The sequence below is a fragment of the Geomonas terrae genome (assembly GCF_004791675.1).
In the GTDB taxonomy this organism is placed as follows: domain Bacteria; phylum Desulfobacterota; class Desulfuromonadia; order Geobacterales; family Geobacteraceae; genus Geomonas; species Geomonas edaphica.
In genome coordinates this window covers 932059-957520 of the sequence record NZ_SRSC01000001.1, presented here as the reverse complement: position 1 = coordinate 957520, position 25462 = coordinate 932059, and the positions used below count along the sequence as shown (strand labels likewise).

At 62.0% G+C, this 25462-nt stretch carries 18 protein-coding genes; 15 read left to right on the top strand and 3 right to left on the bottom strand.

What is annotated here, in order from left to right; translation table 11 throughout:
• The first annotated feature begins 242 nt into the window (after positions 1-242).
• The 5 genes from E4633_RS03985 to E4633_RS03965 all read left to right on the top strand — a co-directional run bounded on the left by E4633_RS03985 (position 243) and on the right by E4633_RS03965 (position 8085).
• Positions 243-1961 (top strand): transporter substrate-binding domain-containing protein, encoded by a 1719-nt coding sequence (locus E4633_RS03985; RefSeq protein ID WP_135868958.1) that lies wholly within the window; start codon positions 243-245, stop codon positions 1959-1961.
• Positions 1951-3354 (top strand): sigma-54-dependent transcriptional regulator, encoded by a 1404-nt coding sequence (locus E4633_RS03980; protein WP_135868957.1) that lies wholly within the window; start codon positions 1951-1953, stop codon positions 3352-3354. The genes E4633_RS03985 and E4633_RS03980 overlap by 11 nt, the downstream gene beginning before the upstream one ends.
• Before the next feature lie 263 nt (positions 3355-3617).
• Positions 3618-4898, top strand: a complete 1281-nt coding sequence (locus E4633_RS03975; RefSeq protein WP_135868956.1) for a porin — start codon at positions 3618-3620, stop codon at positions 4896-4898.
• 42 nt (positions 4899-4940) lie between these two features.
• Positions 4941-6737 (top strand): flavocytochrome c, encoded by a 1797-nt coding sequence (locus tag E4633_RS03970; protein WP_135868955.1) that lies wholly within the window; start codon positions 4941-4943, stop codon positions 6735-6737.
• Between the two features lie 127 nt (positions 6738-6864).
• Positions 6865-8085: an MFS transporter gene (locus E4633_RS03965; RefSeq protein ID WP_135868954.1), complete on the top strand. Its 1221-nt coding sequence runs from the start codon at positions 6865-6867 to the stop codon at positions 8083-8085.
• 158 nt (positions 8086-8243) lie between these two features.
• Here E4633_RS03965 and nifJ read toward each other — a convergent pair whose 3' ends face one another.
• Both nifJ and E4633_RS03955 read right to left on the bottom strand, forming a co-directional pair.
• Positions 8244-11960, bottom strand: a complete 3717-nt coding sequence (gene nifJ, locus E4633_RS03960) for a pyruvate:ferredoxin (flavodoxin) oxidoreductase (RefSeq protein ID WP_135868953.1) — start codon at positions 11958-11960, stop codon at positions 8244-8246.
• 233 nt (positions 11961-12193) lie between these two features.
• Positions 12194-13117 (bottom strand): LysR family transcriptional regulator, encoded by a 924-nt coding sequence (locus tag E4633_RS03955; protein WP_135868952.1) that lies wholly within the window; start codon positions 13115-13117, stop codon positions 12194-12196.
• Positions 13118-13690: 573 nt separating this feature from the next.
• On the opposite strand from E4633_RS03955, the gene extH reads away from it, so the two are divergent.
• From extH to extS, 10 genes are all read left to right on the top strand, one after another.
• Positions 13691-15091: a selenite/tellurite reduction operon rhodanese-like protein ExtH gene (extH, locus tag E4633_RS03950; RefSeq protein WP_135868951.1), complete on the top strand. Its 1401-nt coding sequence runs from the start codon at positions 13691-13693 to the stop codon at positions 15089-15091.
• Between the two features lie 57 nt (positions 15092-15148).
• Positions 15149-16354 carry a selenite/tellurite reduction operon porin ExtI gene (gene extI / locus E4633_RS03945; RefSeq protein WP_135868950.1) on the top strand — a complete coding sequence of 402 codons (1206 nt, stop codon included), beginning with the start codon at positions 15149-15151 and terminating at the stop codon, positions 16352-16354.
• 78 nt (positions 16355-16432) lie between these two features.
• Complete coding sequence (gene extJ, locus E4633_RS03940; RefSeq protein WP_135868949.1) at positions 16433-16753, top strand: selenite/tellurite reduction operon protein ExtJ; 321 nt, start codon at positions 16433-16435, stop codon at positions 16751-16753.
• 69 nt (positions 16754-16822) lie between these two features.
• Positions 16823-18175, top strand: coding sequence for a multiheme c-type cytochrome (seleno)protein ExtKL (gene extKL, locus E4633_RS03935; RefSeq protein ID WP_281276728.1), 1353 nt, complete (start codon positions 16823-16825; stop codon positions 18173-18175).
• A gap of 149 nt (positions 18176-18324) precedes the next feature.
• Positions 18325-20340, top strand: coding sequence for a selenite/tellurite reduction operon c-type cytochrome ExtM (gene extM / locus E4633_RS03925; RefSeq protein WP_407925445.1), 2016 nt, complete (start codon positions 18325-18327; stop codon positions 20338-20340).
• Positions 20294-21553, top strand: a complete 1260-nt coding sequence (gene extO, locus E4633_RS03920; protein WP_135869571.1) for a selenite/tellurite reduction operon b-type cytochrome iron-sulfur cluster-binding subunit ExtO — start codon at positions 20294-20296, stop codon at positions 21551-21553. Before extM ends, extO begins: the two co-directional genes overlap by 47 nt.
• Positions 21508-21900: a QcrA and Rieske domain-containing protein gene (locus E4633_RS03915; RefSeq protein ID WP_135868946.1), complete on the top strand. Its 393-nt coding sequence runs from the start codon at positions 21508-21510 to the stop codon at positions 21898-21900. Before extO ends, E4633_RS03915 begins: the two co-directional genes overlap by 46 nt.
• Before the next feature lie 8 nt (positions 21901-21908).
• A complete protein-coding gene (locus E4633_RS03910; RefSeq protein WP_135868945.1) occupies positions 21909-22529 on the top strand; it encodes a cytochrome b N-terminal domain-containing protein in 621 nt (206 codons plus the stop codon).
• Complete coding sequence (gene extQ / locus E4633_RS03905) at positions 22526-22942, top strand: selenite/tellurite reduction operon b-type cytochrome membrane protein ExtQ (RefSeq protein WP_135868944.1); 417 nt, start codon at positions 22526-22528, stop codon at positions 22940-22942. Before E4633_RS03910 ends, extQ begins: the two co-directional genes overlap by 4 nt.
• Entirely contained in the window at positions 22918-23724 is an 807-nt protein-coding gene (extS, locus tag E4633_RS03900) for a selenite/tellurite reduction operon c-type cytochrome lipoprotein ExtS (protein ID WP_135868943.1), read from the top strand. Before extQ ends, extS begins: the two co-directional genes overlap by 25 nt.
• 222 nt (positions 23725-23946) lie before the next feature.
• On the opposite strand, the gene E4633_RS03895 is transcribed toward extS, so the two are convergent.
• Positions 23947-25062 (bottom strand): methyl-accepting chemotaxis protein, encoded by a 1116-nt coding sequence (locus E4633_RS03895; RefSeq protein ID WP_135868942.1) that lies wholly within the window; start codon positions 25060-25062, stop codon positions 23947-23949.
• Positions 25063-25462: the final 400 nt, after the last annotated feature.

Genomic DNA, 25462 nt, shown 5'->3' with positions numbered 1-25462 from the left:
CGGCACAACTAACATTCAGAAAACAATATGTCAACAGGTTTTAAAGGAAAGATGCCATTTTCTCGCACAGCCAGTGCGGGAATGTGGCCGGGAAACGGCCGGAGAGAGCGCACACGAAGGGGGGGAAGGATGTTTTGCTTTGACGCGGGCTTGCCGCAGGTGCTATAAGTGCCGCGAACTCCCTAACTCCCTGTGCTCCTTCCTGACAATACACCGACATGTTGTGTTTAGGAGCCTCCATCATGCTTACCAGATTCCTTTTGCTGTTGCTTGCCCTGAGCCTGACCGTGTCGGAGGTAAACGCCGAACCGGTAGCGGGCCGCGACCTGAGCGTCATCGTCGTGGGCGGTAACAGCAACTACCCTCCATACCAGTTCCTGGACAAAAACGGCCGGCCGGCCGGCTATATCGTCGACCTCACCAGGGCCATCGCCCGGGTGATGGGGTTGAAGGTCGAGATCAAGCTTGACGATTTCGGGCAGATCCTCAAGGGGCTGGACAGCGGCGACATCGACATCCTGGAAGGGCTCTCCTATTCCGAGGCTAGGGCCCGCGAGTACGAGTTTTCAACGCCGCACTCCATCATCGTGCAGGCCATCTTCGCCCGGAAAGGGACCCCGGCGGTCAAGAGCCTGGAACAGCTCAGGGGAAAAAAGGTGCTGGTGCACCGTGGCGGCGGCATGCACGGCTACCTGCAGGAAAAGCATTACGATGCGGATCTCGTGCTGACCGACAGCCCGCGGGAAACCCTGCAGGAGCTGGCAGCCGGGCGCTGCGATTACGCCGTAGTGGCCCTGCTACCCGCGATGTACATCATCCGGGAAGAAAAGCTCGCGAACCTTGTGCCGGTTGCCACCAACGTGGCCCCGCAGCGCTACTACTGCTACGCGGCCAAAAAAGGTAACGCCGAGCTGGTGGCCCAGATGAACGAAGGGCTTTCCATCCTCAAAAAGACCGGGGAGTTCAACCAGATCTACGATAAATGGATCGGCGTCCTCGAACCGCAGCGCACCTCATGGCTTGTGGTGGCGAAGTACGCGGCGCTTGTCGTCATCCCGCTCTCCCTCGTCCTGATGGGCACCGTGCTCTGGTCCTACTCGCTGCGCAGGCAGGTGGCGCAGCGCACCGAATCGCTCTCGAACGCGCTGGCGGAGCTGCAGAGAAACCAGCAGCAACTGGTGCAGGCCGACAAGATGGCCGCGCTCGGCATCCTGGTCTCCGGGGTGGCCCATGAGATCAACAACCCCACCGGCATCATCCTGATGAACATGCCCACCCTGAAGAAGATATTCCGGGACGCGGAGCGGATCCTCGACCGTTATCAGGAGGAAGAAGGCGAGTTCACCCTTGGAGGGATTCGGTACCAGAGGGTGCGCCAGGAGGTGCCGCTCATCCTGGACGAGATACAGGATGGCGCCCAGCGCATCAAGAAAACGGTGGAGGACCTGAAGAATTTCGCGAGGAAAGACGACGAGGCCCACAAGGAGATGCTGGATTTCAACAATGTAGTGCGGACGGCGGTACGCCTTGTGGACGTGGCGACCCGCAAATTCACCAACGCGTTCAGCGCCACCTATGGTGACGGGCTCCCTCTGGTATTCGGCAATGAGCAGCGCCTCGAGCAGGTGGTGGTGAACCTCGTCATGAATGCGGGGCAGGCCCTGCCCGACCCGAGCAAAGCCATAGCCCTGCGGACCTGGCACGATGTCGCGACCGGCAGGGTGATGCTGTCCGTGCATGACGAGGGGACCGGGATCTCGCCGGAGCACCTGAAGCACCTCACGGACCCATTCTTCACCACCAAGCGCGAGAACGGGGGGACCGGACTTGGGCTCTCCATATCCGCGAACATCATCAAGGACCACGGCGGCGAAATCGCCTTCGATTCAGGGGTAGGAGAGGGGACCACGGTCACCCTCGCTTTGCCGGCAGCCGTGGCAGGGAGAAAAAATGGACAGTGAGCTCTACCCGTCTTTCAAGGTCCTCCTGGTGGACGATGAACCGGCCTGGCTGCGCTCGCTGTCGCTGGCCCTCGAGAGCAGCTGCGGCATCACCAACGTGGAGCTTTGCAGCGACAGCCGCAAGGTGCTGGATATCATGGCGCAGGGGGAAGTAGGGCTGGTACTGCTGGACCTCACCATGCCTCACGTCTCGGGCGAAGACCTCCTGGTCCAGATCGCGGAGCGCCATCCGGGGGTGGCGGTCATCGTGGTCAGCGGGCTGAACCAGGTGGGGAAGGTCGTCAACTGCATGAAGCTTGGCGCCTATGACTACTACGTGAAGACCGACGACGAGGAGCGCATCGTCTGCGGCGTGCAGCGCGCCATCAAGCACCTGGAGCTGCAGCGCGACAACAAGGAGATGACCCGGCGCTTCGTTTCCTGCGAGTTGCAGCACCCCGAGGCCTTCTCCGCCATCTGTACCGCCGACCGCGCCATGCAGGCGATCTTCGCCTATATAGAGGCGGTGGCGGTAAGCCCGCTTCCCCTGCTGATCACCGGCGAAAGCGGGTCCGGCAAGGAGCTCCTCGCCCAGGCCACGCACCGGCTGAGCGGCTGCCGGGGCGAGCTGGTGGCCGTCAACGTCGCGGGGCTCGACGATACCGTCTTCTCCGACACCCTTTTCGGGCACGTGCGGGGCGCCTTCACCGGCGCGGAAGGGGTGCGCCGCGGCATGATCGAGGCGGCCGCCAACGGCACCCTTTTCCTCGACGAGATCGGGGACCTGAGCATCGCTTCGCAGGTGAAACTCTTGCGGCTGTTGCAGGAGGGGGAATATTTTCCGCTCGGCTGCGACCAGCCGAGGCGTCTGAAGGCGCGCGTCGTGGTGGCAACGCACCAGAACCTCGAAGCCAAGGTGGCGCAGGGGAGCTTCCGGTGCGACCTGTTCTACCGGCTGCGCACCCACCACGTCGAGGTGCCGCCACTGCGAAGCCGCAAGGGGGACATACCGTACCTGCTCGACCTGTTCCTCGAGGAGGCCGCCGGCATGATGGGGAAGAAAAAGCCGACTCCGCCCCCCGGGCTCGTGCAGCTTTTGTCCACCTACAGCTTCCCGGGGAACGTCAGGGAGCTGAAGGCGATGGTGTCCGATGCCGTCAGCACCCATAAAGAACGCATGCTCTCGATGGACAGCTTCGTAAAGGCGGTCAGCGCCGGTGGGGGAGTTTCCGAGCGGGTGCCGGACCAGAATCCCTTTGCCGGCTTGGAACCGCTCCCTACCTTCGCCAACGCGGCGAACTACCTCCTCGACGAAGCGATGAACCGTGCCGGCGGCAACCAGACCCTGGCGGCACGGCTCCTTGGCATATCCCAACCCTCGCTCTGGAAGCGCCTCAAATCGGCCCGCGGCTGAACCCCTATTGCCGGAGTCTATAGCTATAGATTCCGGCAATACCTGCCTAACCTGCCGTATCTACAACCCTTTTAAAGCCCGCCTTAAAACTCCAATAGCCTGCGGCTATAGCGATTCACTCCTTCGTTTCGGCAGTTTGCGTCAAATAACCCAGCAAATCAGACAACTTATCCCCTTTGCCAACATTTGGTATCGATCCTGCTCTTATTAAAGCCAAAAGCAATCATGGGGCCCTGAGCCCTAACACTCTGAAGGAGAGGATCATGAAACAGCAGACGGCGGTGGTATTGGCAGGTTTTCTGGCGGTGATGGCTGTGGGACATGATGTCCAGGCGAAGAGCCTTGAAGACATTCTGAAGGAGAAAGGTGTCATCACTGAGGCGGAGTTCAAGGAAGCGTCCAAAGCCAAGCCTTATGACTACAAGCTCGGCAAAGGGTTCGTCCTCACCTCGCCGGACCAGAAGTTCCAGTTGCAGATCGGCGGGCAGATTCAGGCGCAGTACGAGTTCGACGACTATGACCTGGCCAGCAAACAGGACGTGAGCCAGTTCAACCTGCGGCGCGTGAAGACCCTTCTCAGCGGTTACGCGTTCACCAAGGACCTCACCTACAAGGCGACCTACAACTGGGCCAACGTGGTGAAGGAGAACACCAAGGCGATGGAAGAGGTGAACCTGAAGTACCGCGTTGCCGACGAGCTGCAGATCATGCTGGGACAGGAGAAGATCCAGTATTCGAGGCAGTGGATCACCTCCAACACCGCCCAGCAGTTCGTGGACGGCTCCTTCGTGCGGAACGCCTTCATGCAGGGGTACGACACCGGCATCAACCTGCACGGCGACCTCTGGTCCGGCGTAGTGAAGTACGACGCGGGCCTTTTCGGAGGCGCCGGCCAGAACACGAAGAACAAGACCAACGACAACGCGTACAACTTCAGGGTGGCGGTCAATCCCCTGGGCGACATGAAGTACGGCGAGGGTGACCTCGAGTATTCCGAGAAACCCCTGGTATCGCTTGGGAGCAGCTACTACCTGAACACCTTGAGGAAGACCGTTTCCGGCACCGGCACCACGGCGACCTCGGCCATCGACAACAACAACTCGAACTTCGTGACCGACACCAACGGCTGGCTCGGCAAAGCGGTGAAGGGGAAATACTTCGGAACTGCGGCTGCCGAAGAGATCAGCGTCGACTCCTGGGAAGCGGACTTCGCGTTCAAATGGCTGGGCGCCTCGATGCAGGGCGAGTACTTCTGGGGCAAAGCGGAGGGCGACATCTCGGACAAGGAGCTGATCGCCAGGGGCGGGTACCTGCAGGCCGGTTACTTCGTGATCCCGAAGCGTCTTGAGCTTGCGCTGCGCTACGCCTGGATGGACCCGAACCGCGCGATTTCCAACGATTCCATCTCTGAAATCCAGGGGGCGGTGAACTATTTCCTCTACGGCAACAACCTGAAGATCCAGGGCGACGTCGGCAACCGCCACACCTACAAGGATAAGACCGACGACCTCGTGGCGCGCGCACAGGTACAGCTCCTCTTCTAAGGGGTAGCGATGACAAGGACGACGGAGTTACAGGAGAGAAAAATGAGAAACAAAAGAACGATACTCGCGCTGATGATGTCGGCGGTCCTGCTGGTGGCGGCCTCCCTGGCCTGGGGAGCGGACTCCTCCAAGAGCGCATTCCTTTCGGGGGTGCACAAGAAGAACAACGTGAGCTGTGCCGATTGTCACGGGAAATCCATCGCGGTTGATGACAACGAGACGGCGCTGAACAAGAACTGCAAAGGGTGCCATGGCGGCTTCGCCGATCTGGCGACGAAAACCAAGGAGCACATCAACCCGCACAAATCGCACCTGGGCGAGACCAACTGTACCGCCTGCCACAAGGGGCATGTCGCCTCCAAGGCATACTGCAACTACTGCCACAGCTTCGCCATGAAGATCCCGGCCATGGGAACGGAAAAAGAGTCGAGCGACAAGAAGTGGGTGCAGGAAACCTCCAAGGGGGCAAAGGATCAGAAGTCTGCGCGGACCGAATCTGCCGATGTCGTGGTGATCGGTGCAGGGGGTTCGGGCTACGTGGCTTCCATCACCGCCCATGACGCGGGGGCGAAGGTGATCCTCCTGGAGAAGATGCCCATAACCGGTGGCAACAGCATGCTGGCGGCCGGCGGGATCAACGCGGCCAGGACCCGCTACCAGGAGAGGCTCGGGATGCACGACGACCCGGCCGATATGGTGAAGGAGACCATGAAGGGGGGGAGGGACAAGAACGATCCTGAACTCGTGAAGGTGCTGGCGTACAAATCTGCTGACGCGGTCGATTTCCTGGTCTCCCTGGGCGCCGACATGACCGACCTGGTGCGCTCCGGCGGCGTTGCCGTGGACCGTACCCATCGCCCGGTAGGCGGCGCGGCGGTAGGTCCGCATCTCATAAAGGTGTACCGTGAGAACGCCGCCAAGCGTAACCTCGACGTCCGGGTGAACTCCGAGGTAGTGCAGATCCTCTCCGACGGCAACGGGCGCGTTACCGGCGTCCAGGTCAGGGGAAAGCACAGCGGGCTCTACACCATCAAGGCCAAGGCGGTGATCGATACGGCCGGCGGCTTCGCGGCCAACAACGAGCTGGTCGGCTTCTATAAGCCGCAGTTCAAGGAGACCGCCTCATCGAACCAGCCGGGCGCTACCGGCGAGGGTGTCGCACTGGCGCAGAAGATCGGTGCTAACGTGATCGACATGGAGCAGATCCAGATCCATCCGACCATGGGGGGAGAGACCAAGGTCCTCATCTCCGAGACGGTACGCGGCAGCGGGGCCATCCTGGTGAACCACGCCGGCAAGCGCTTCGTGAACGAGCTGACCACCCGCGACAAGGCCTCCGCCGCCATCCTGGCCCAGCCTGAAAAATCCGCCTTCCTGGTGCTGGGCGAGGATATCCGCAAGAGCAACGTCCAGATCGACGGCTACATCGTGCTCGGTCTGGTGCAGCAGGCCGACAGCGTGGCCGAGCTTGCCGCCAAGATGGGCGTCCCCGCCGATGCGCTGACCGCCACCGTGGAGAGCTACAACAAGGCCTTCGCGGCCAAGAAAGACCCCGAGTTCCAGCGCCAGGACATCCCGAGGCCGGTGAACGGGCCGAAGTACTACTCCATCTGGGTGAAACCGGGGCGCCATCACACCATGGGTGGCGTGAAGATCAACACCGAGGCACAGGTCATCGGTAAGGACGGCAAAGCGATGACCGGCTTCTACGCGGCCGGCGAAGTCACCGGCGGGGTGCATGGCTGGAACCGTCTGGGCGGCAACGCCATCACCGACACGGTCGTCTTCGGCCGGATCGCCGGCGCCAACGCGGCGCGTTTCGTGAAGGACGCGAAGTAAGGCTGCACCTGGAACAAAACGAGCGCCCCGCGTCGGGAAAGACGCGGGGCGCTCAGCTCTGAAGCATGGCCTACGCCTCCGGCGCAGGCAGAAACAGCCGAAAGGGCGAGCCCGCAAGGAACCCGGCATGAAGAACGGAAAACTTTTCAAGTCGCTGTTTCTGATCAACTTCGCAACGAGCCTGGGCTTCGGGATCGCCGACGCCTTCTTCTCCACCTACCTCTTCAGCCTCGGTGGGCGCGGCATCCTGCTCGGGCTGCCGCTGCTCCTTTTCTCCCTCTCGAAGATCCTCTTCAGCCCGGTGATGGGTGCCTGCGTCGATCGCTTCGGCGCTAGGGGCGCGGTGACCTTCAGTCTTACCCTCTATCTTCTCGTTTCCCTTGGTTACCTCTTCAGTTCCGACCTCACCCTCATCATGGCGCTGCGCCTGGTCCAGGGGGTGGCCTGCGCGATGTTCCGGCCGGTGATGCTCTCCCTCGTCGGTGCGGCGAGCGGCACCAACGGGGAGGGGCGGGCGGTCGGGACCTTCGACATCTCTTTCTATCTTGCCATCGGCGTCGGGCCGGTCCTGGGTGGGGTACTGCACGACTTCTGGGGCTTTTACGGCATCTTCGCAAGCCTTGCCTCTTTATGCCTCCTCTCACTCGCCGTCGCGCTGCGGAGCATCCCTGCCCACTCGGGCGAAAGAACCTCGTGCAAACAAGAAAAGGTCTGCCTCACGCTCCCAGCGGCCCTCAAGGTGGCGCGCCACGGTACCATGGGTGGGCTCCTGTTCTTCATCTTTGGCCGGGGGTGCGGGATTTCGCTGTTGGCGGGATTTCTTCCCATCCTCCTGAACGCGCGGTTGGGGCTCACCGGCACCCAGACCGGCCTGGTGCTCGCCTCAAGCACGCTTGTCATCACGACGCTTCTGCGTCCGGTCGGCAGGCTCTCCGACTGCCACTCGCGGAAATCCCTGGTGCTCCTGGGTGGGATCTCGGTGTCGCTTCTCTACTTCCTGATACCCGTGGCTCAGGGGTTCCAGCAGGTACTCGTGCTGGGCGGCGGGATCGGGCTATGCAGCGTACTTTCGCAGCCTGCCAGCACCGCCCTTCTCCTTGAGCAGGGGGAGCGTCACGGGACGGGTCTTGCCGTCGGGGTCTTCAATTCGGCGTTGAACTTAGGTTTCCTGGTGGGGCCGCTCTTCGGGGGATGGCTGCAGAGTCGTTTCGGGCTTACTTCCGTCTTCTACGCCGCGGGCTGGATCGGCTTGGCTGCAGCAGGACTCTTCGCGGCAAGCGCCTTGGTGCGCGAGAGGGCCGATGCGCGCCAACCGGCGACCTCCAGCCAGGATGTTGCCGTAGTCTAAAGCCCGCCTCTCTTTCAGTAAGTTCCTGGGAGCACCGGAAAACCGTGGCCACGAAGCGTCGCAGGTCCCCTCACGTCCCCCCCTTTGCGAAGGGGGGACAGGGGGGATTTGCTTTTGTCCCCTAAGCACTCTTTGCAGGACGGGATTCCTGGTTTTCCTCACTCCTCTATCTTCTTGTCGATCCCAGCACGGCCGTCGTCGCATTCCTCCTCGGGTTCACCGGGGCGGCTGTAGCGCGGGTCGCTGGTGGCACTCACGCAGACCGGTGACGGCTCCTCGACGGCGCCAGCGGCGGCCGGGACGTGGTCGCGGTTTCTCCCCCCGTCCTTCGGCACATCCCCCTTGGTAGGCTGCCAGTCGGCCATGTCGCGCAGGGTGCGGAAGCGCTCCAGCGCCTCCTGTTCCATCTGCTCGCGCAACATCTTCGCCACCTCCGGGTTCTGCTTCTCGAGGGCCTGGAAACGGACCTCGCCGGAGAGGAACTCGGCGAGCGAGCCGTCCGGCTTCTTCGACTCCAGTATGAACGGGTTCTTCCCTTCCCGCTTCAACAGCGGGTTGTAGCGGTAAAGCGGCCAGTAGCCGGATTTGACCGCCAGCTGGCTCTCCTCGATCGATTTACCCATCCCCTTCCTGATCCCCTGGTTGATGCAGGTTGAGTAGGCGATGATGAGCGACGGCCCCGGGTACGCCTCCGCCTCGGCGATCGCCCTCATGGTCTGGTTCTTGTCGGCCCCGATGGCGACCGAGGCGACGTAGACGTAGCCGTAGGTCATCGCCATGCGCCCGAGGTCCTTCTTCGAGGTCCGCTTTCCTGCGGCGGCGAAGCGCGCGATGGCGCCTAACTGGGTCGCCTTGGAGCACTGCCCCCCGGTGTTCGAGTAGAGCTCCGTGTCCATAACGAGGAGGTTCACGTCCTCCCCCGCGGCGATTACGTGGTCCAGGCCGCCAAAACCTATGTCGTAGGCCCAGCCGTCACCGCCGTAGATCCAGATCGACTTCTTGGTGAAGAGATCTGCGCAACCGGCGATCTGCTGCAAAAGCTCGTTGTTGCCGGCTTTCGGCAAAAGCTCCCTCAGCCGGTCGCCGTGGCGCCGCGAGAGCTCGGGATCCATCATCCCGGAAAGCCAAGCGTCGAGCTCGCTTCTCAACTCCCCTTCCGGAAGGCTCTGCACGGCGTGGCGCACCTGGTCGGCCAGAAGTTCCCTTCTCTGCGTGACCGCCATGTGGTAGCCGAAGCCGAACTCGGCGGCGTCCTCGAAAAGCGAGTTGTTCCAGGCCGGCCCGTGCCCGTCGGCGTTGGCGCAGTAAGGGGAAACCGGCGCCGAGGCGCCCCAGATCGAGCTGCAGCCGGTTGCGTTGGCGATCATCATCCGTTCGCCGAAGAGCTGGGTGATGATCCTTGCGTACGGCGTCTCGCCGCAGCCGGAGCAGGCCCCGGAGAACTCGAGATGCGGTTTTTGGAACTGGCTTCCGATCACCGTATTGCGCTTCACCAGGTGCCCCTTCGGCGCGTGGGTCTCGGCGAACTTGCGGTTCTCCTCCTGCACCGCGGACTGGGTGTCGATCGGTTTCATGACGAGGGCCGGGACCTTGGCCGGGCAGATGTCGGCGCAGTTGCCGCACCCCATGCAGTCCATGGTGTAGACCTGGATGCGGAAGCGGTGCCCCTTCACCTCGCGGGCCTGGGCGGGAATCGTCTCGTAGCTTTCCGGCGCCCCCGCCATCTCCTCGTCGGTGGCGAGGAAGGGGCGGATCGTTGCGTGCGGGCAGATGTAGGAGCACTGGTTGCACTGGATGCAGTTCTCCTTGATCCACTCCGGTACGTTGATCGCGACGCCCCGCTTTTCGTAGCGCGCGGTGGAGAAGGGGAAGACGCCGTCCGGCGCGAACGAGGAGACCGGCAGCTCGTCCCCCTTCTGGCGCAGGATCGGGAAGACCATGTCGCGCATGTAGCCGGGCATCTCTTGATGCAGCCGGAAGTCGGTGCCGCGCTCGTCGTCGGCGTCGCGCCAGGATTCAGGATAACCGATCTCCACGAGGCTTTGCACCGCCAGATCCACCGCGGCGAGGTTCATCTCCACCACCTGCTCTCCCTTCCTGCCGTACTCCTTGCGGATCGAGTCCTTCAGAAGTTCCACGGCCCGCTCGAAGGGAAGCACCCCGGAGAGCTTGAAGAAGGCGGTCTGCATGATCATGTTGATGCGCCCGCCAAGCCCTGCCGACTGCGCGATGCTGATCGCATCGACGTTGTAGAAACGGATCTTCTTCGCCGCGATGGCCCGGCGCATCGTCGCCGGCAGGTGCTCTTCCATCGCCTCGGCCGTGTTCCACGGTGAGTTCAGGAGGAAGGTCCCACCCTCTTTGATCCCCTCCAAAAGGTCGTATATCTGCACGTAAGGCGCCTTTTGGCAGGAGATGAAGTCGGCCGCGTCGACGAGATAGGTGGACTGGATCGGGCTTTCGCCGAAGCGCAGGTGCGAGACGGTGATCCCCCCGGATTTCTTCGAATCGTAGGAGAAGTAGGCCTGGACGTAGAGGTCGGTGTTGTCGCCGATGATCTTTATCGCCGCCTTGTTCGCCCCGACGGTGCCGTCCGCCCCCATCCCCCAGAAACGGCACTGGATGGTCCCCTCGGGCGTCGTTAAGAGGGTCCCCTGCGCCGGAAGCGAGCTGCCGGTCACGTCGTCTTCGATGCCGACGGTGAAATGGCGCTTGCCGGGGTTGCCGTTCATGTTGTCGAAGACGCTCTTCACGTGCACCGGGCGAAACTCCTTCGAGCCCAGGCCGTAGCGCCCGGCGTAGAGTTCGGGAACGCTTCCGCCGCGCTCCATGAATGCGGTGCAGACATCCTGGTAGAGCGGGTCCCCCTGGGCGCCGGGCTCCTTGGTGCGGTCGAGCACGGTGATCTTTTGAGCGGTCTCAGGGATGACGCCCAGCAGGGCCCCGGCGTCGAAGGGGCGGTACAGGCGTACTTTAACAAGCCCCACCCTTTCCCCCGAGCCGTTCAGGTGGCGCACCACCTCCTCGGCGCACTCGCAGGAAGAACCCATGGTGATGACGATCCTGTCCGCCTCGGCGTGCCCCACGTAGTCGAAGAGCCGGTAATGGCGCCCGGTGAGTACGCCGACCCGTTCCATGGTGGCGGTGACGATCTCGGGGAAGGCCTGGTAGAAGGGGTTCGCCCGCTCGCGTCCCTGGAAGTAGATGTCGGGGTTTTGCGCCGTGCCGCGCAGGTCAGGATGCTCGGGGTTCATCGCCTTCCTGCGGAAGCTGGCGAGCTTTTCGTAGTTCACCAGGCGCGCCATCTCATCGTAGGGGATCACCTCGATCTTCTGCACCTCGTGCGAGGTCCGGAAGCCATCGAAGAAGTGCAGGAAGGGGATGCTCCCCTCCAGGGCCGCCAAATGAGCCACGAGGGCCAGGTCCATCACCTCCTGCACCGAGGAGGAGCAGAGCATGGCGAAGCCGGTCGGCCGGGCCGCCATGACATCTTGGTGGTCGCCGAAGATGGAGAGGGCATGCGTTGCGATGGCGCGTGCCGAGACGTGAAACACGCCGGGGAGCTGCTCGCCCGCGATCTTGTACATGTTGGGGAGCATGAGCAAAAGCCCCTGGGAGGCAGTGAAGGTGGTGGTGAGGGCCCCCGCCACGAGCGAGCCGTGTACGGCCCCGGCGGCACCCGCCTCGGACTGCAGCTCCTTGATGTTCAGCACCTGCCCGAAGATGTTCTTGCGCCCCTGCGCGGCCCATTCGTCGGCCACTTCCCCCATCGTCGAGGAAGGGGTGATGGGGTAGATCGCCGCCGTCTCGCTCAGCGCGTAGGCGACGTGCGCCGCAGCCGTGTTGCCGTCCATCGTTTTCCTGGATCCGCTCATGTGAACAGTCCCCCTTGTAAAGAGATGGAAACCCGCGCCCGTCGGCACCGCCCGTACCAATGTGAGCCGAGGGTAGGTGGTATTAACGAAGTTTAATATGCTACCATCGTTTCGTTTGAAGGGAAGGAGCGGGAGGTGCTTTTGACGCGGGAGGCAAGTGGAGCAGAAACGAAGAAAGGAAATATGGGGGCTCGCGGAAAGGGGAACGGCGGAGCCCCTATGGCGTGTGGATTCTAACGGATGAAGAGGGACGCGGGAGGGGTGATGGAGAACCTGAGGAAGATACCCGCGATCAGGTCGAACATGGACGGGTCGAGGTTCTTGTTTTTCTGCAAGACCAGGCGTCGTGGGCGCGCTGCCGCGAATCCTTCGACGTGGTGACTGATGAGGGAGCCGTTGGCGAGGTGCTCGGCCACCAGGCTGCGCGAGATGAAAGTGATGCCCTCTCCTGACATGACCGCCCTGATGATGAAGGGAATATCGTCGAAAAATATCGTGTTGTTGAATTCAGCGGCATCCCTGCCGAGGTCGGTCATACTCTTTTCAAGGAAGCGGCGTGCGCAGCAGCCGCTCTTCTTGCAGTAAAGCCGTTCGCTCAAGACCCTCTCAATTCCCACCACCTTGTCCTCTATGCCGAATCCGGGGGCGCTCACGAAGACCATCTCGTCGTCTGGAAGAACGTAGGTGTCGAAGTCGTCGAGGTTCAGGTCCTCGCAGAACTCGATCAGCACCAGGTCGTAGACGTTTCCCCTCAACCCTTTGAGCGCACCCTCCGGCATATCGAACACGAAGCTCAGGTCGCTGGTGCCGGAGTTACGGGACATGAAGCGGGTGAAAACGTCGGGAAGGTACGACATGCCGAAGGGGGGCGTACAGCAGAAGGAGATCTTCCGCTTGCTGGCAAGAACCTCGAGGTCGTGCAGGAAGTCCTGTTCGATCTTCAGGACCTGGCGGGCCCTGTCAAGGAGCAACTGCCCGGCCGCGGTAGGGCGCAACGACATTCCGGACCGGTCCAGGAGCAACTGCTCATAGTGGTCCTCGAGGAGCTTGATCCTTCTTGATACCGCTGACTGCGTCACACAGAGAATCTCGGCCGCTTTGGAAAAGCTGCCGCACTCAACTGACGCGATGAGGGTTTTTAGAGTGACGAAATCCATGTAAGACTCGCGTACCGTGTGCTATGCGAAAAACGCATAGACTGTGTGAGAATATGTCGTTTGTGCATATTGCAAAAAACATTTATACATTGCAACAACGAAATGGATTAGCTGAAACATATGATTTAAAAATCATAGGTTGCATGGTTTGCCGCCCATGGAGCCTCCCTGTGACAGTCCGGTTCAACGCGATAATGTTGGTGTGTGTTAATTACCATGCGTGTTGCGCATGGCGCTATGAGTATCTTTCACTTGAGTAATTCACCCCAGCCTCCGAAAGAGGAATCCATTGCGACTATTCAGCGTGTCAAATTGTTGTATGAAGGAAATTTCCTTAAGTATCATGCCAATACAAGACTTGTCACAGCTGTTGCCACTTCTCTTTCAGAGCTTGAGCCTCCTTGTGTTCCAATCTCAGTGGCCCTCCATGTCAGGAAGTCACATTCTTGACAACCCAAAAAAATATTTTAATTTAGTCGGTGAAAATATATGTGCGAGCTAACTATGTAGAAAGGAGGATTGGTAGATACTAAGCGTTGTTGTATTGCAAACTAACCAGCCAAAGGAGGTTGTATGTCGGAAAAGATGATGAAGAAAAGCAAACTGATGCTGGTGGGGCTGCTTAGCATTGCCCTCACGGTCCTCACCATCTGGGGCTGCGGGTCGACCACCTACGATACCCCGGTCGAGAAGGCGGTGACGACTAAGACTACGAGCGCTCTCGTCACGGCGGCCGAACTGAAAGGCTGGATGGATGCCGGTCTGGTCAACAAGCAGGGGGGATACGACCGCGTGGTCATCCTCGACGTCAACGCGAACGAAACCGACGGCTCCAACAAGTACAACACGGTGGGGCACATCCCGGGAGCGCAGCTGATCTCCGGCGGCTCGGGCGCCTTCATGGATAACACGCGCCCTGAAGGTCCCTTCAGCGTCACCGGCAGCATGGTCTGCAACGGTGCCACCATCGATGCCATCGTCCAGAACGCAGGCATCGACCAGAACACCACCATCGTCCTTACCAGCGCGAATTCTGCCGGCTTTGTCAACGTGACGCGCGCTTACACGACCTTCCGCTACTGGGGCTTCCCGAAAAACCGCCTCAAGGTGCTAAACGGCGGCAACGCAGCCTGGGACCTCGCCTACGACCTGACCACCGTGGCGCCGACCGTCAAAAAGTCCACCTACGGTGTGGCCCAGAACGGGAAGAGCAACGTCAACACGGAGATGCGCGTCTCGCTTCCGGAGATGATCGCCTACGTGACTAAGATCAAGGCGGGCAACCTCGACAAGGTGACCCTGGTCGACACCGTGCGCGGTGCTTCCAATATCTCCTCGACCACCGACCTGCTCGCAACCGGTTACACCCCGTTCGACGGCGCCATCAAGGGGTCATACTCCTACGTGGCCACCAGCATGACCTCGCCGGCTTCCACCCTCTACTTCAAGGATGCTGCCACGATCAAGGCAGATCTGAGCGCTGCGCTCGGCACCGACGGCACCACCCCGATGGGTGACGACACCCGCAACGCCACCAAGACCTTCATCTCCTTCTGCCGCGCAGGCAACTACGCCTCGGTCGGCTTCTTCGCGCTCGACGGCATCGCCTACTACGACGACCCCACCGTGGACGTGAAGTGGTACGACGGCTCGCTCGGGCAGTGGAACCTCCTGGCAAGCTCGGATCACACCGCGCTCGATACCACCGGCGCTACGGTCAACGCAGGCGGCAAGCTGGCGGTCGGTTCCATCTGGGACACCACCTCTCTCATGGACAACCTCACCTGGAACGTGAGCCGTACGGTCAGCGCCACCAACCTCGCCCAGCGCACCATCGTCAACTACGCCTCGCGTGTCTACGGTGTCGAGCCTTCCTTTGCGGAAGGAAACCAGATCGAGACCGAGGACAAGGCGTACCGCAGCGCAGTAAGCGGCACGAGCGGCGGCGGCTCCGCCGGTGGCGGCGGTTGCTAGCCGGGACACGCTTCGCGCCCTTGCGGGGGCTGACCTACAACGAAAAGGAGTGAACTTATGCTGAAAATGCTCAAGATACCGACCCTCTCCGTCCTGACCCTGGGTACCGTACTGATGGCCGGCACCGCCTTCGCCGGCCCGAGAATGACCTTTGGCCCTAACGACGAAGGGGCGCTGCAGCTGGACTATAAGGGACAGTTCCAGATGACCTTCCGCGACACCGGCTCGGGCGACAACAACGATGACACCACGGCGAACTTCAACTTCCGCCGCAACCGTCTCGCCCTCATGGGCAAGTACGGCGACATGATGTCGATCTACGTGCAGACCGAGTACACCGATGATCAGAACCTGACGCCGCTGGATGTCGCCGCCGAGAACCAGGGTTCGAACTTCCAGCTCCTGGATGCGGTGGTGCGCTTCAAGCTCGACAACGCCTTCCGGGTCAACGTCGGCAAGTTCAAGTACAACCTCTCCCGTGAGAACCTTGAGGCGTGCGAGATGCCGCTCACCCTGGACCGCTCGCTCTTCATCCGTGCCCCCTTCACCACGACCCGTGATACCGGTGTCGCCGTCTGGGGTAACCTCTTCAACGACATGTTCCAGTACCGCCTGGACGCCATGGAAGGACGCAAGGCCCTCTCCGGCGACACTACGCCAGGCTCCAAGTTCCGCTACTCAGCACGCGCCCACGTGACGCTGCTCGACCCGGAAAATGACTACGGCTACAAGGGAACCTACTTAGGCAAGAAGAAGGTCGCTACCATCGGCGCCGCCTACCAGTTCGAGCCCGACGTCGCCTATGGCAACACGCTCCTTAAGACCGACGCGAAGGATTACAAGGCGTACACCTTCGACGGCTTCTTCGAGTACCCTGTGGAAGGGCTCGGCACCTTCACCGCTTCCGGTGCCTACGAGAAGATCGATCTGGACGACGCGTACCTGGGGGACAACCCGGACGCGGACGTGGTCGGGATCAACGGTCAGAAGAACGGCTACTACTTCAAGGGGGGCTACATGCTTCCCAATATGCCGCTGCAGTTCTTCGTGCGCTATGAGAAGTGGAAGTTCGCCAACCTGAACGGCATCTACAACCAGAAAATCGACTGGTACGGCGGCGGTGTGAACTACTACCTGCGCGACCAGAACCTGAAGCTCACCTTCGAGGCGAACTCCACTTCCTTCAACAAAGGGACCGGGACTTCGACCGACAAGACCGAGGATTTCATGACCTACGTGACCCAGCTGCAGGTCATCTTCTAACCCCGCAAAGCCGCAACCTGATAGCCCCTTCTCCTTCAGAGAGGGGCTTAATCAAGGAAACTACAAAGGAGGATGAAGATGTTTCGTAAAGCTATGAAGATCGCGGCTGCGGCCGTGATGACGATCGCCCTTGCTGCGACGGCCTTCGCGGCCGGTCCTGCCAAAGGGAAAGTAACCAAGGTGGAAGGTGAGCAGGTAACGGTGACCCTCGAAGCCGCTCCTCCTGCCTTCGTGAAAAAGGGGGCCATGGTGAACTCGCTTGGGGGAAACCCGAAGGTGCTTGCCGTCCAGGGTAACGAGGTGACGCTGAAGTTCGGTAAGGCCAAGGCGGAGAAGATCAAGGTCGACTCCCCCATCTCCCTCTCCGAGTGCGAGGGTGACGAGCTGCAGGGCTGCTGATGTGGGAGGGGTGCCCCGCCCAGGCGGGGCGCCCCCATGTATCGTTAACCGGAAACCACAGAGGAAATCATGAACAGACTGACAGTGCAAGGAAGCCTGGCGGCTGCCCTGCTCCTCGGAGTGCTGGCGGTGCCGGCGTTCGCTGGGAAGGCGGGGATCGGCTGGCAGGACACCATAGCTGCCAAATCGGGCAAGGCTAAGACCATGGCCGAGCTGGCCAAGATGTACGACTCGAGTTCCTGCGTTGAGTGCCACCAGGAGCAGCACGACCAGGCTCAGAAATCAATTCACTCGCGCTCCGTCTTCGGTACGGCGCGCACGGCGATGACCATAATGACCACCATCGAGAACGGCCTCATGGAGGAACCTTATTCCGGGGTAAAAAGCAGGAAGGACGTGAAGGTCGAGCACCTGATGGGGTGCGCCAAGTGCCACCTCCCGCAGCTTGCCGACGCCGAGGACTCGGTGGCGCAGGAGCTGGTCGACACCCTTTACGGCTGGAAGGACGCCCTCAAGAAGAAAGACAAGGAGACTGCCAAGAAACTGGAGGAAAAGCTGAAAAGCGTCTCCATCAACTGTCTTATCTGTCACAACCGTAACGCCATCACCCACAAGTGGCAGGACGGCTATCCGAAGGCTGGTGTGGTGTACGGCTCCAAGGAAGGGGCGCACGACTCGCAGAAGTTTCCGAAGATGGCGGTTTCGCCCATCATGGACCAGGCGATCCAGTGCGGCCAGTGCCACGGTCTCGGGCCGAACCTCGAGCTCGACGAGCCGACCCAGTGCTGCACCTCTTACGGCAGCTACCTCTGGGCCTACAAGGCGGAGGTCGGGCAGGAAAACTGCCAGGATTGCCACATGAAGAACTCCAAGCTCGGGCACAACATCCAGGGGTACCGTGATGCCGCCATGACCGACAAGGCGGTGGAGTTCAAGGCCGAGGCGTTCGGCTACTACTGGCGCGACGGCGCGAAGATCAGGCCGAGGGCCGTCGTGAAGGTCGAGATGGTGAACAAGGCCGGCCACTCCATACCCGACGGCTGACCGACCCCCAACCGACTGGTTCTGTCGGTAATCGGTAAGACGAAAGACGGCAAGGAAGTGTTCAATCAGGAAAAGATCTACATGCCGGTCCCGCAGCAGCTGGCGCGCGGCGACAGGATGGGGCGCGGCCCCTACGAGAAGAGCGGTCTCATCGAGGATACCGGCCTCCCGCCGGGGAAACTCGTGAAGGAGCGCTTCGAAATCTTCTATCCGCTCGAAGAGGTTGAAGTGAACGGCAAGACGGTCGAGAAACCGTCCGCCTACGACCTCGATGTGGAAGTGAAACTGACCTACCTCCCGTTCGGCACCCCGAACAGCGATCCCTTCGTCTGGAAAGAGTTCACCAAAAGGGTGAGCATCAGCCAGAGCGGCAAATAGGGGAGGGTGGTTAAAAAGATCCTGGTTGTGATTGCCGGCATCCCCGCGATGCCGGCTTTTTTTGTCCTCCGACTCATGAAAAGGTTTTGGCTAACTCACACGATTTGACTATAATGCGCGGGACTTCAAGGGAAGAAACAGCAGGTGAGATGAAGGTTACCGGCAGCGACACATATCGGACCCCGGCGGGGTCGGGGAGGGTTATTCCCATCTCCCGCCGGGAGAGGGTGCCCGAAGGGCGGGTGAGGGCGTTGCCACGAAGAGGGGGCGTCGCATCTGACGGCGCCCTCACCCTGCCCTCTCCCAGGGGGAGAGGGGATGTGGACGGATACGGCGGAAGGTTTCGTATCTTCATCCCACTCATTCTTCTCGCCCTTGCCGGCTGCGCCGGGAAAGGGGCACCGGCGAACAACTGCCTCTCCTGCCACGCGAAGATCGAGCATGTCTCCGCCACGCACCCCGATTGCGTCCCGTGTCACGGCGGCGACCCGCTCGCCCGGACCAAGGAGGCGGCGCACCGCGGCATGCACGGACGCGGCAACCCCTCCGCGCCGGAGCACTGGGACAAGACCTGCGGCTCCTGTCACCTCTACCAGCTCGACCGGGTCAAGTCGAACCTCATGTACACGACCACCGGGATGATCCGGAACATAAACCTCACCTGGGAAGGACCGGACGGGGAACTCTTCAGCAGCCGCGGCGGCGAGGTCTACGACCCGGAAGGAAAGGCGCAGCGCCTGAAGCCGGTGGCCGAGCTGGACCACGTCTCCGGCGAGCTCTACCGGAAGTTCTGCTCCCAGTGCCACGTGGCCCGGGAGAGCGGCGAGGTCTACGGCGCGAGCCACGCCTCGGGATGCGCCGCCTGCCACTTCCCGTACAACGAGCGGGCGCAGTACGAAGGGAAGGACGCCACGGTGCAGGGTAGGGGACCTTACGCGGCGAGTCACGCCATGGAGCGCCTTCCCGGCAACGAGGTCTGCTCGCGCTGCCACAACCGCAGCGGCCGCATCGCCTATTCCTACCAGGGGGTGAACGACGGCAACAATTCGCTCGTGCCGACCAGGGGGGGGCGCCCCGGCCCGGTAATGGCGAGCGGCAACAGGAACCTGACCCACATCGCAGAGGACGTGCATTTCACGGCGGGGATGGACTGCATCGACTGCCACACCTCGCGCGACCTGATGGGGGACGGCTACTCCTACCGCAACATGTACCTGCAGACCGAGATCGCCTGCGAGGACTGCCACGGCGGTGCGAAACCGCCGCGCTACCGCGAGATCGTCTCGGAGCACGACGAGGCGCTACGCGAGTCGGCCGGGTACCGGATGCAGATGCGCCCCGGGATGAAGATGATCGTCACCGCGAAGGGGAGGAGCTACTCGAACGTCTTCTACCGCGACGGCGCGGTATGGGTGCTCGGCAAGCGCAGCGGCAAGCTGTTCAAGAGCCGGGTCATCACCGGGACGCCGGAGCATACCGTCGTCGGGCACGGGCGGCTTGAGTGCTACTCGTGTCACTCCCGCACCGTGGTCCAGTGCTACGGGTGCCACACGACCTACGACAAGTCCAAGACCGGCATGGATTTCGTGAAGGGGGTCGAAACCCAGGGGCGCTTCAGCGAGAAAGAGGACTACCGGATGCTTTACCCCTTCCCGCTCGCCCTGAACCAGCGCGGCAAGATCTCGACGGTGACGCCGGGGTGCCAGACCTTCGTATCGGTGGTGGAGCCGGACGGCAGCATCTCCAAGAACGAGTACGTGGCGCGCTTCAAGGGAAAGCAGCAGCTCCGCTTCGCCCCCTTCTACTCCCACAACACCGGCAAGAAAGCGATCCGTTGCGGCGAGTGCCACGGCAACCCCGCCTTCCTCGGTTTCGGCCAGCACGTCGTCTCGGGCCGCAGCATCGAGGGGACCATGATCTGCGAGCAGTCGGCGGACAAGCCGCTGGATGGCTTTCTCACGCTGCAGGACGGCAAGGTGCGTGCCTACTCGGCGATCACCCGGGAGCGCTCCCGCCCCCTGAACGGCGCCGAGGTGCGGCGCGCCCTGGCGGTGAACCTCTGCCTCGTCTGCCACGACAAGGCGGCCGATCCCATCTATCGAAAGGAGCTGGACCATGGTGCGCTTCATGATGCGCTGCATCGTCGCCTTATCTCTGCTCCTTAGCGCCTTCCCCGCGGTCGCTGCCGAGAACTGCACCGTCTGCCACAAGAAGACGGTGAAAGGGGCGCACCGCGGTCTTCCCTGCCTCTCCTGTCACCTGGACGAGGCGAAGACCCTTGCCGACCCCGCCTCCCGCGAGAGCGGTGCCGCAGGCTGCGTCGGCTGCCACAAGGGATACGCAGCGCTCTTCGATCAGGCCATGGGGAGCCGCAAGGAGGAGCACGACTTCGTCGCCCGGAGCTGGGGCAAGGCCGACCCGGATTTCTTCGACAAGAACTGCAACGCCTGCCACCTGAAAGGGTGCACCGACTGCCACGGCGCCAGGGGGCACGAGATCGCGAAGCCGAAGGATCGCGACTGCTTTACCTGCCACAAGGGGTACTTCGTGGGGACCGACTACTACGGCATGGCCCCGCGCGAGGACAGCATGCGCTACCAGCGCGGCGAGGTGGCCTACGGCGAGGCGTACCTGAAGATGACCCCGGACGTGCACGCCGAGGCGGGCCTTGCCTGCGCCGCCTGTCACACCATGGCGAGCCTCGCCGCCGGTAAGAAGAGCGCCAAGGGATGCCGGGAGTGTCACGAGCCGAAGCGGAGCATCCCGGAGCACCGCATCGCGGCCCACCTGGAGAAAATGGAGTGTTACGCCTGCCACTCCGCCTGGGCGCCCCAGGAGTACGGCACCTTTTACCTGCGCTTCGACGGCGACAGCCCCTCGAAGGAGTGGTACCGGGTGCGCCGGGATCAGGCCGCCGAGGAGTACGTGAAGAGCGCCTACCTGAGAAGGCAGGACGCGCCGCCGCTTGGGCTTAACCGGCAGGGTAGGGTGAGCCCCATCCGACCGCAGTTCATCGCGTACTTCACCGATATCAGGCACGACCGGGCCGTCTGGGATGAAAACCGCCTTCTCGCGGCGCAGTGGAAGGCGTTTTTCCCGCACACCGTGCGGCGCGGGAGCGTCATGTGCGAGGGGTGCCACGACAACCCGCGCCGTTTCATGCTCGAGCGCGAGGAGGAGCGGATCTACCGCCCGGCCGCCGAGGGGATGACGCTCCCCTCCTTCTGGGATGCGACGGGACAAGAGGTGGCAAACGGCGCCTTCTATCCGCAGGCGCGCTACCGGGAGATGAGCAGGAAGACGACCGCGTACCAAAGGGGATACCTGGAGAAATGGCAGAGCCTCGTCAATCACGTCGAAACTTCCTCGGCGCCCTGATCGCGCTCGCCGTTGGGGGATGGGGCCTCGCGAGGTTCCTCACCCCGCGGGCGAAGCGCAAAAAGACCATCCTCACCGTGGCGCGGGAAGAGCTGCCGCAGGACGGAGCACTCGTGTACCGCGAGGCACGTATCGCGGTGATGCGCGACGGCGAGAGGGTCTACGCGCTGGATCTCGTCTGCACCCATCTCGGGTGCACGGTCAACGTGACTCCCACCAGGCTCGTCTGTCCCTGCCACGGCTCGGCCTTCGACCGGGAGGGTAGGGTGCTGAAGGGGCCCGCCGACCGGGCGCTCAAGCGCTACGAGGTGACGCAAGTGGGAGAGAGCTACCACGTCCAGGTGTAGGGGGGGAAGTGATCAAGGAATTTCTAAAACATCTATTCCCGCGTGCGGTGCTTGAGAGGAACCTGACCCTTTCCTACACCTTTTGCCTGGGAGGGCTCGCCTTCACCTGCCTCATCCTGCTGGTCGGCTCGGGAGGGCTTCTTCTGTTCTATTACCAGCCGACGCCGCCCGCGGCCTACCCCTCCATCCTCCTCCTGGAGTCGTCCGTCTGGGGAGGGCGCTACCTGAGGAGCCTGCACCGCCTTGCGAGCCACACCTTTTTGGTGCTCATCATGCTGCACACGCTGCGCGTCGTCCTCACCGGCGCCTACGAAAAGCCGCGCCAGATGAACTGGGTGATCGGCTGCGCGCTCTTTTTCCTGGCGGTGTTCGAGGGGTACACGGGGTACCTCCTCCCGATGGACCAGCTCGCCCTCTGGGCCACCCAGACCGGAATGGAGCTTTTGCACATCATGCCACTTGGAGGTGCGCTTCGCTCGGTGTTGGTCCCGGACGGGGTGGGGGAGGCCATGTCGCTTTTGCGCTTTTACGTGCTGCACATCCTCATGATCCCGGGCGCGCTGCTCCTTTTGAGCGCCCTGCACTTCTACCGGATCAGGAAAAACAAGGGGGTGCTCCCCTACCTATGAAACGAGGCTACCTAAAGTCATCCCCGCATTTTTTCAGGCCGGTCAAGGTCGCCTTCGCGCTCACCGTCCTGCTCCTCCTGGCGCTTGCCTTTCTGGTGCCGGCTCCCCTCCAGGAGCAGGCGAACCTCGCCCGGGTCCCCAATCCGGTGAAGTCCGCCTGGTTTCTCCTCTGGATTCAGGAACTGGTCAGCTACTCGAAATACATGATCTACCTCGTGGTGCTCCTTGCCGCCTCGTTCGTTGCCCTTCCCTGGCTCGCGCCCGGCGCACCGCCTGAGGGAGCCACGTGGTTTGCAAAAAATCGGCGCCCCCTCGATATCCTCGCCCTTGCCGTCTTTGCCGCAGTTCTCGTGCTTACCGCGGTCGCCATGTACTTCCGAGGTGCCAATTGGCAGTTCGTCGTCCCCTTCTGATCACGCTCGCACTTCTTCTGTGCCTGAGCGGTGTTGCCCAAGGTGCGGGGATCTCCTGCCTCAAGTGCCATCGTCCCCACTACCAAAAGCTGGGTAAATGCGTCGACTGTCACCGTGGCGACCCCCGTTCGGACCGCGCGCGCATCGCGCACCACGGCCTGGTCGAGGGACGGTTCGCCTGGTTCGCCGTGCCGGGCTCCGCTCCGCTGGAAAAGGGGCGGCGGCTCATGGACACCTTCGCCTGCCGGCGCTGTCATACCTCGGCGGGAGACGGGAACCGCCTGGCCAGCAACCTGGACCGGCTCCCCGAAGGGACCACGGCGCAGGAGATCTCCGAGGCGGTTAGGGTGCCGGCGCTCATGATGCCGCAGTTTCAGTTCGATGAGGCGCAGAGAGCGGCCTTGGTGAGTGCGATACTCGCGGGAGCGCGCCAGACGAGGGGAAATGGAGCAAAGAGGGGAGAGCCGCCCCAGGTAGTGCATTTCAAGCGGGAGCGTGAAGAGGATGACGTCTTCGGCAAGCGTTGCGGCCCCTGCCACCGAGCCCTCACCGCGACCCGTGGGGGACTGGGGCGTGGCAGCGTGGCGCCGAACCTCTCCGGGCTTTTCACCCGTTACTACCCGAAGACGGCCCCAGGCGGTGCGGCCTGGGATGAGCGGTCGCTGAAAAAATGGATCGAGAACCCGAGGCGGGAGCGTCCCTTCACCCCGATGCGCCCGGTGCCCCTTGAACCCGCAGATCTGGAGCGGCTTCTCACCCTTTTGCGCGACACCCCGCGGTAAGGAAGTTTGCTGCCGCTTGAAGCCAGGTGTCTGTTGCCACGAAGCGTCGCAGGTGCCCAAGCGCTCCCCCCTTTTGCGAAGGGGGGACGGGGGGGATTTGCTTTTGCCTAAGGTCTCTGCCGGCTAAGGATGAGAAAAAAAGACAAAGAAACCCCGCCGGATACCGGGTCCGGCGGGGTTTCCCCAAGCCCGTCTCAAGGAGGTTAGAGGCGGGAGTGGGTTCTAGCCGTGCACGATCTCCTCGAGGTTGCTGGCGATGGTGGTGGAGGTGGCTGCCTGCTCCTCGGACGCCGTCGCGATCTGCGCGATGACGTGTTCGATCTCCTCGATGGAAAGCACGATGTTCGACAGCGAGGCGTCCACCTGGTGCGAGAGCGCCTCGCTCACCTCCGCCTCGTTCTTACCCTTCTCGATCGACTCGACCGCCAGGGCGGTCTCCTTCTGTATCTCGTCGACCATGAGCCGGATCTGCTTAGTCGAGGCGACGGTGCGGTCGGCGAGGCTGCGCACCTCGTCGGCCACCACCGCGAAGCCGCGCCCCTGTTCGCCGGCGCGCGCGGCCTCGATGGCGGCGTTCAGCGCAAGGAGGTTCGTCTGGTCCGCGATGTCGTTGATCACCGCGACGAACTCGCCGATGCGCGCCGACTTGTCCCCCAGATTCCCCACGATCCCCGCCGAACTCCGGACGATCTCCGCCACCTTGCGCATCTCGGTGACGGCACGGTTCACCACGTCCTGCCCCTCCCGCGCGTTAGTCAACACTTTGGTGGCCGAATCGGCGGCGTCGACCGTGCTGCGCGCCACCTCGTTCACCGTCATGCTCATCTCCTCCATGGCGGTGGCGATCTGGGTCACCCTGTTTTCCAGGTACTCCTTGCGCTCTATGGAATCGCGCTGGTGCTGCTCCACCGCCTTCTCCGCGGTGATGTCGTTCCAGCACGCCATGAAACAGAGCACCTTCGAGGGGTCCTTGCTGTCCCAGATGGGGTAGGTCGTGGTGCGCAGCGTCACGTCCCCGATGGGGATCTCCGCCTTGTGCGGCATCTTGGCGCGGGCGTTGCCGAAGATGTTGCGGATGCGCCCCGGGTCCTTGTGGTACTGGTGGATACTCTTCCCCTCCGCGTTGGCGACGTCGGCCCCGCGCAGCCCTGCGTTCAGCGCACCGCGATGCTGCTGCATGAGGGCGCGGGCCTGCCGGTTCATGTAGATGATGTTGTTGTCGTTGGTGGTGTCGCAGAGCATGACGATGTTGTCGACGTTGTCGAGCATCTGTGTGAGCTTCGCGATTTCAGCCTGATCGTCGACCTGCGTCTTGCAGGAGTTGCCGAAGAGTTTCATGTGATAAGCTCCGTTCGCGCCGGGAACCGACGCCGCTTCAGTTGGTGCGCCCGCAAGGAATGACCAAACCGGCGCCTGTCCTTTTCCCTATCGGACATTGCACGGTTATCTTTAATGTTTTGGATAGGTTTTCCCGCAACCCGAGGGTGAATTTCTACCTATGGTTCTGCCCTTCTCTCTGCTTCGACGCGACCTGAATGTGAGGTCTCGGCCCGAAGTCACTGTCTCAGAATCGTGATTCCACTCACAGGAAATGAAAAAAAGTGGCAGTGACACGATAAACACTGGCGACAGGTGGAACATTGGACGATTTTTAGATGGACTATTGGTAGAGGCGGGTGTACCTTGTTACAAAATCCCACACCACCTTCCGTTCTTCCTACGTTCTGACAGATGTTGA

Excerpts from the sequence above, each read along its gene's own strand:
- E4633_RS03985 (WP_135868958.1), top strand. The coding sequence starts at position 243 with ATGCTTACCAGATTCCTTTTGCTGTTGCTTGCCCTGAGCCTGACCGTG.
- E4633_RS03980 (WP_135868957.1), top strand. The coding sequence starts at position 1,951 with ATGGACAGTGAGCTCTACCCGTCTTTCAAGGTCCTCCTGGTGGACGAT.
- E4633_RS03975 (WP_135868956.1), top strand. The coding sequence starts at position 3,618 with ATGAAACAGCAGACGGCGGTGGTATTGGCAGGTTTTCTGGCGGTGATG.
- E4633_RS03970 (WP_135868955.1), top strand. The coding sequence starts at position 4,941 with ATGAGAAACAAAAGAACGATACTCGCGCTGATGATGTCGGCGGTCCTG.
- E4633_RS03965 (WP_135868954.1), top strand. The coding sequence starts at position 6,865 with ATGAAGAACGGAAAACTTTTCAAGTCGCTGTTTCTGATCAACTTCGCA.
- nifJ (WP_135868953.1), bottom strand. The coding sequence starts at position 11,960 with ATGAGCGGATCCAGGAAAACGATGGACGGCAACACGGCTGCGGCGCAC.
- E4633_RS03955 (WP_135868952.1), bottom strand. The coding sequence starts at position 13,117 with ATGGATTTCGTCACTCTAAAAACCCTCATCGCGTCAGTTGAGTGCGGC.
- extH (WP_135868951.1), top strand. The coding sequence starts at position 13,691 with ATGTCGGAAAAGATGATGAAGAAAAGCAAACTGATGCTGGTGGGGCTG.
- extI (WP_135868950.1), top strand. The coding sequence starts at position 15,149 with ATGCTGAAAATGCTCAAGATACCGACCCTCTCCGTCCTGACCCTGGGT.
- extJ (WP_135868949.1), top strand. The coding sequence starts at position 16,433 with ATGTTTCGTAAAGCTATGAAGATCGCGGCTGCGGCCGTGATGACGATC.
- extM (WP_407925445.1), top strand. The coding sequence starts at position 18,325 with ATGAAGGTTACCGGCAGCGACACATATCGGACCCCGGCGGGGTCGGGG.
- E4633_RS03915 (WP_135868946.1), top strand. The coding sequence starts at position 21,508 with ATGGCAGAGCCTCGTCAATCACGTCGAAACTTCCTCGGCGCCCTGATC.
- extQ (WP_135868944.1), top strand. The coding sequence starts at position 22,526 with ATGAAACGAGGCTACCTAAAGTCATCCCCGCATTTTTTCAGGCCGGTC.
- E4633_RS03895 (WP_135868942.1), bottom strand. The coding sequence starts at position 25,062 with ATGAAACTCTTCGGCAACTCCTGCAAGACGCAGGTCGACGATCAGGCT.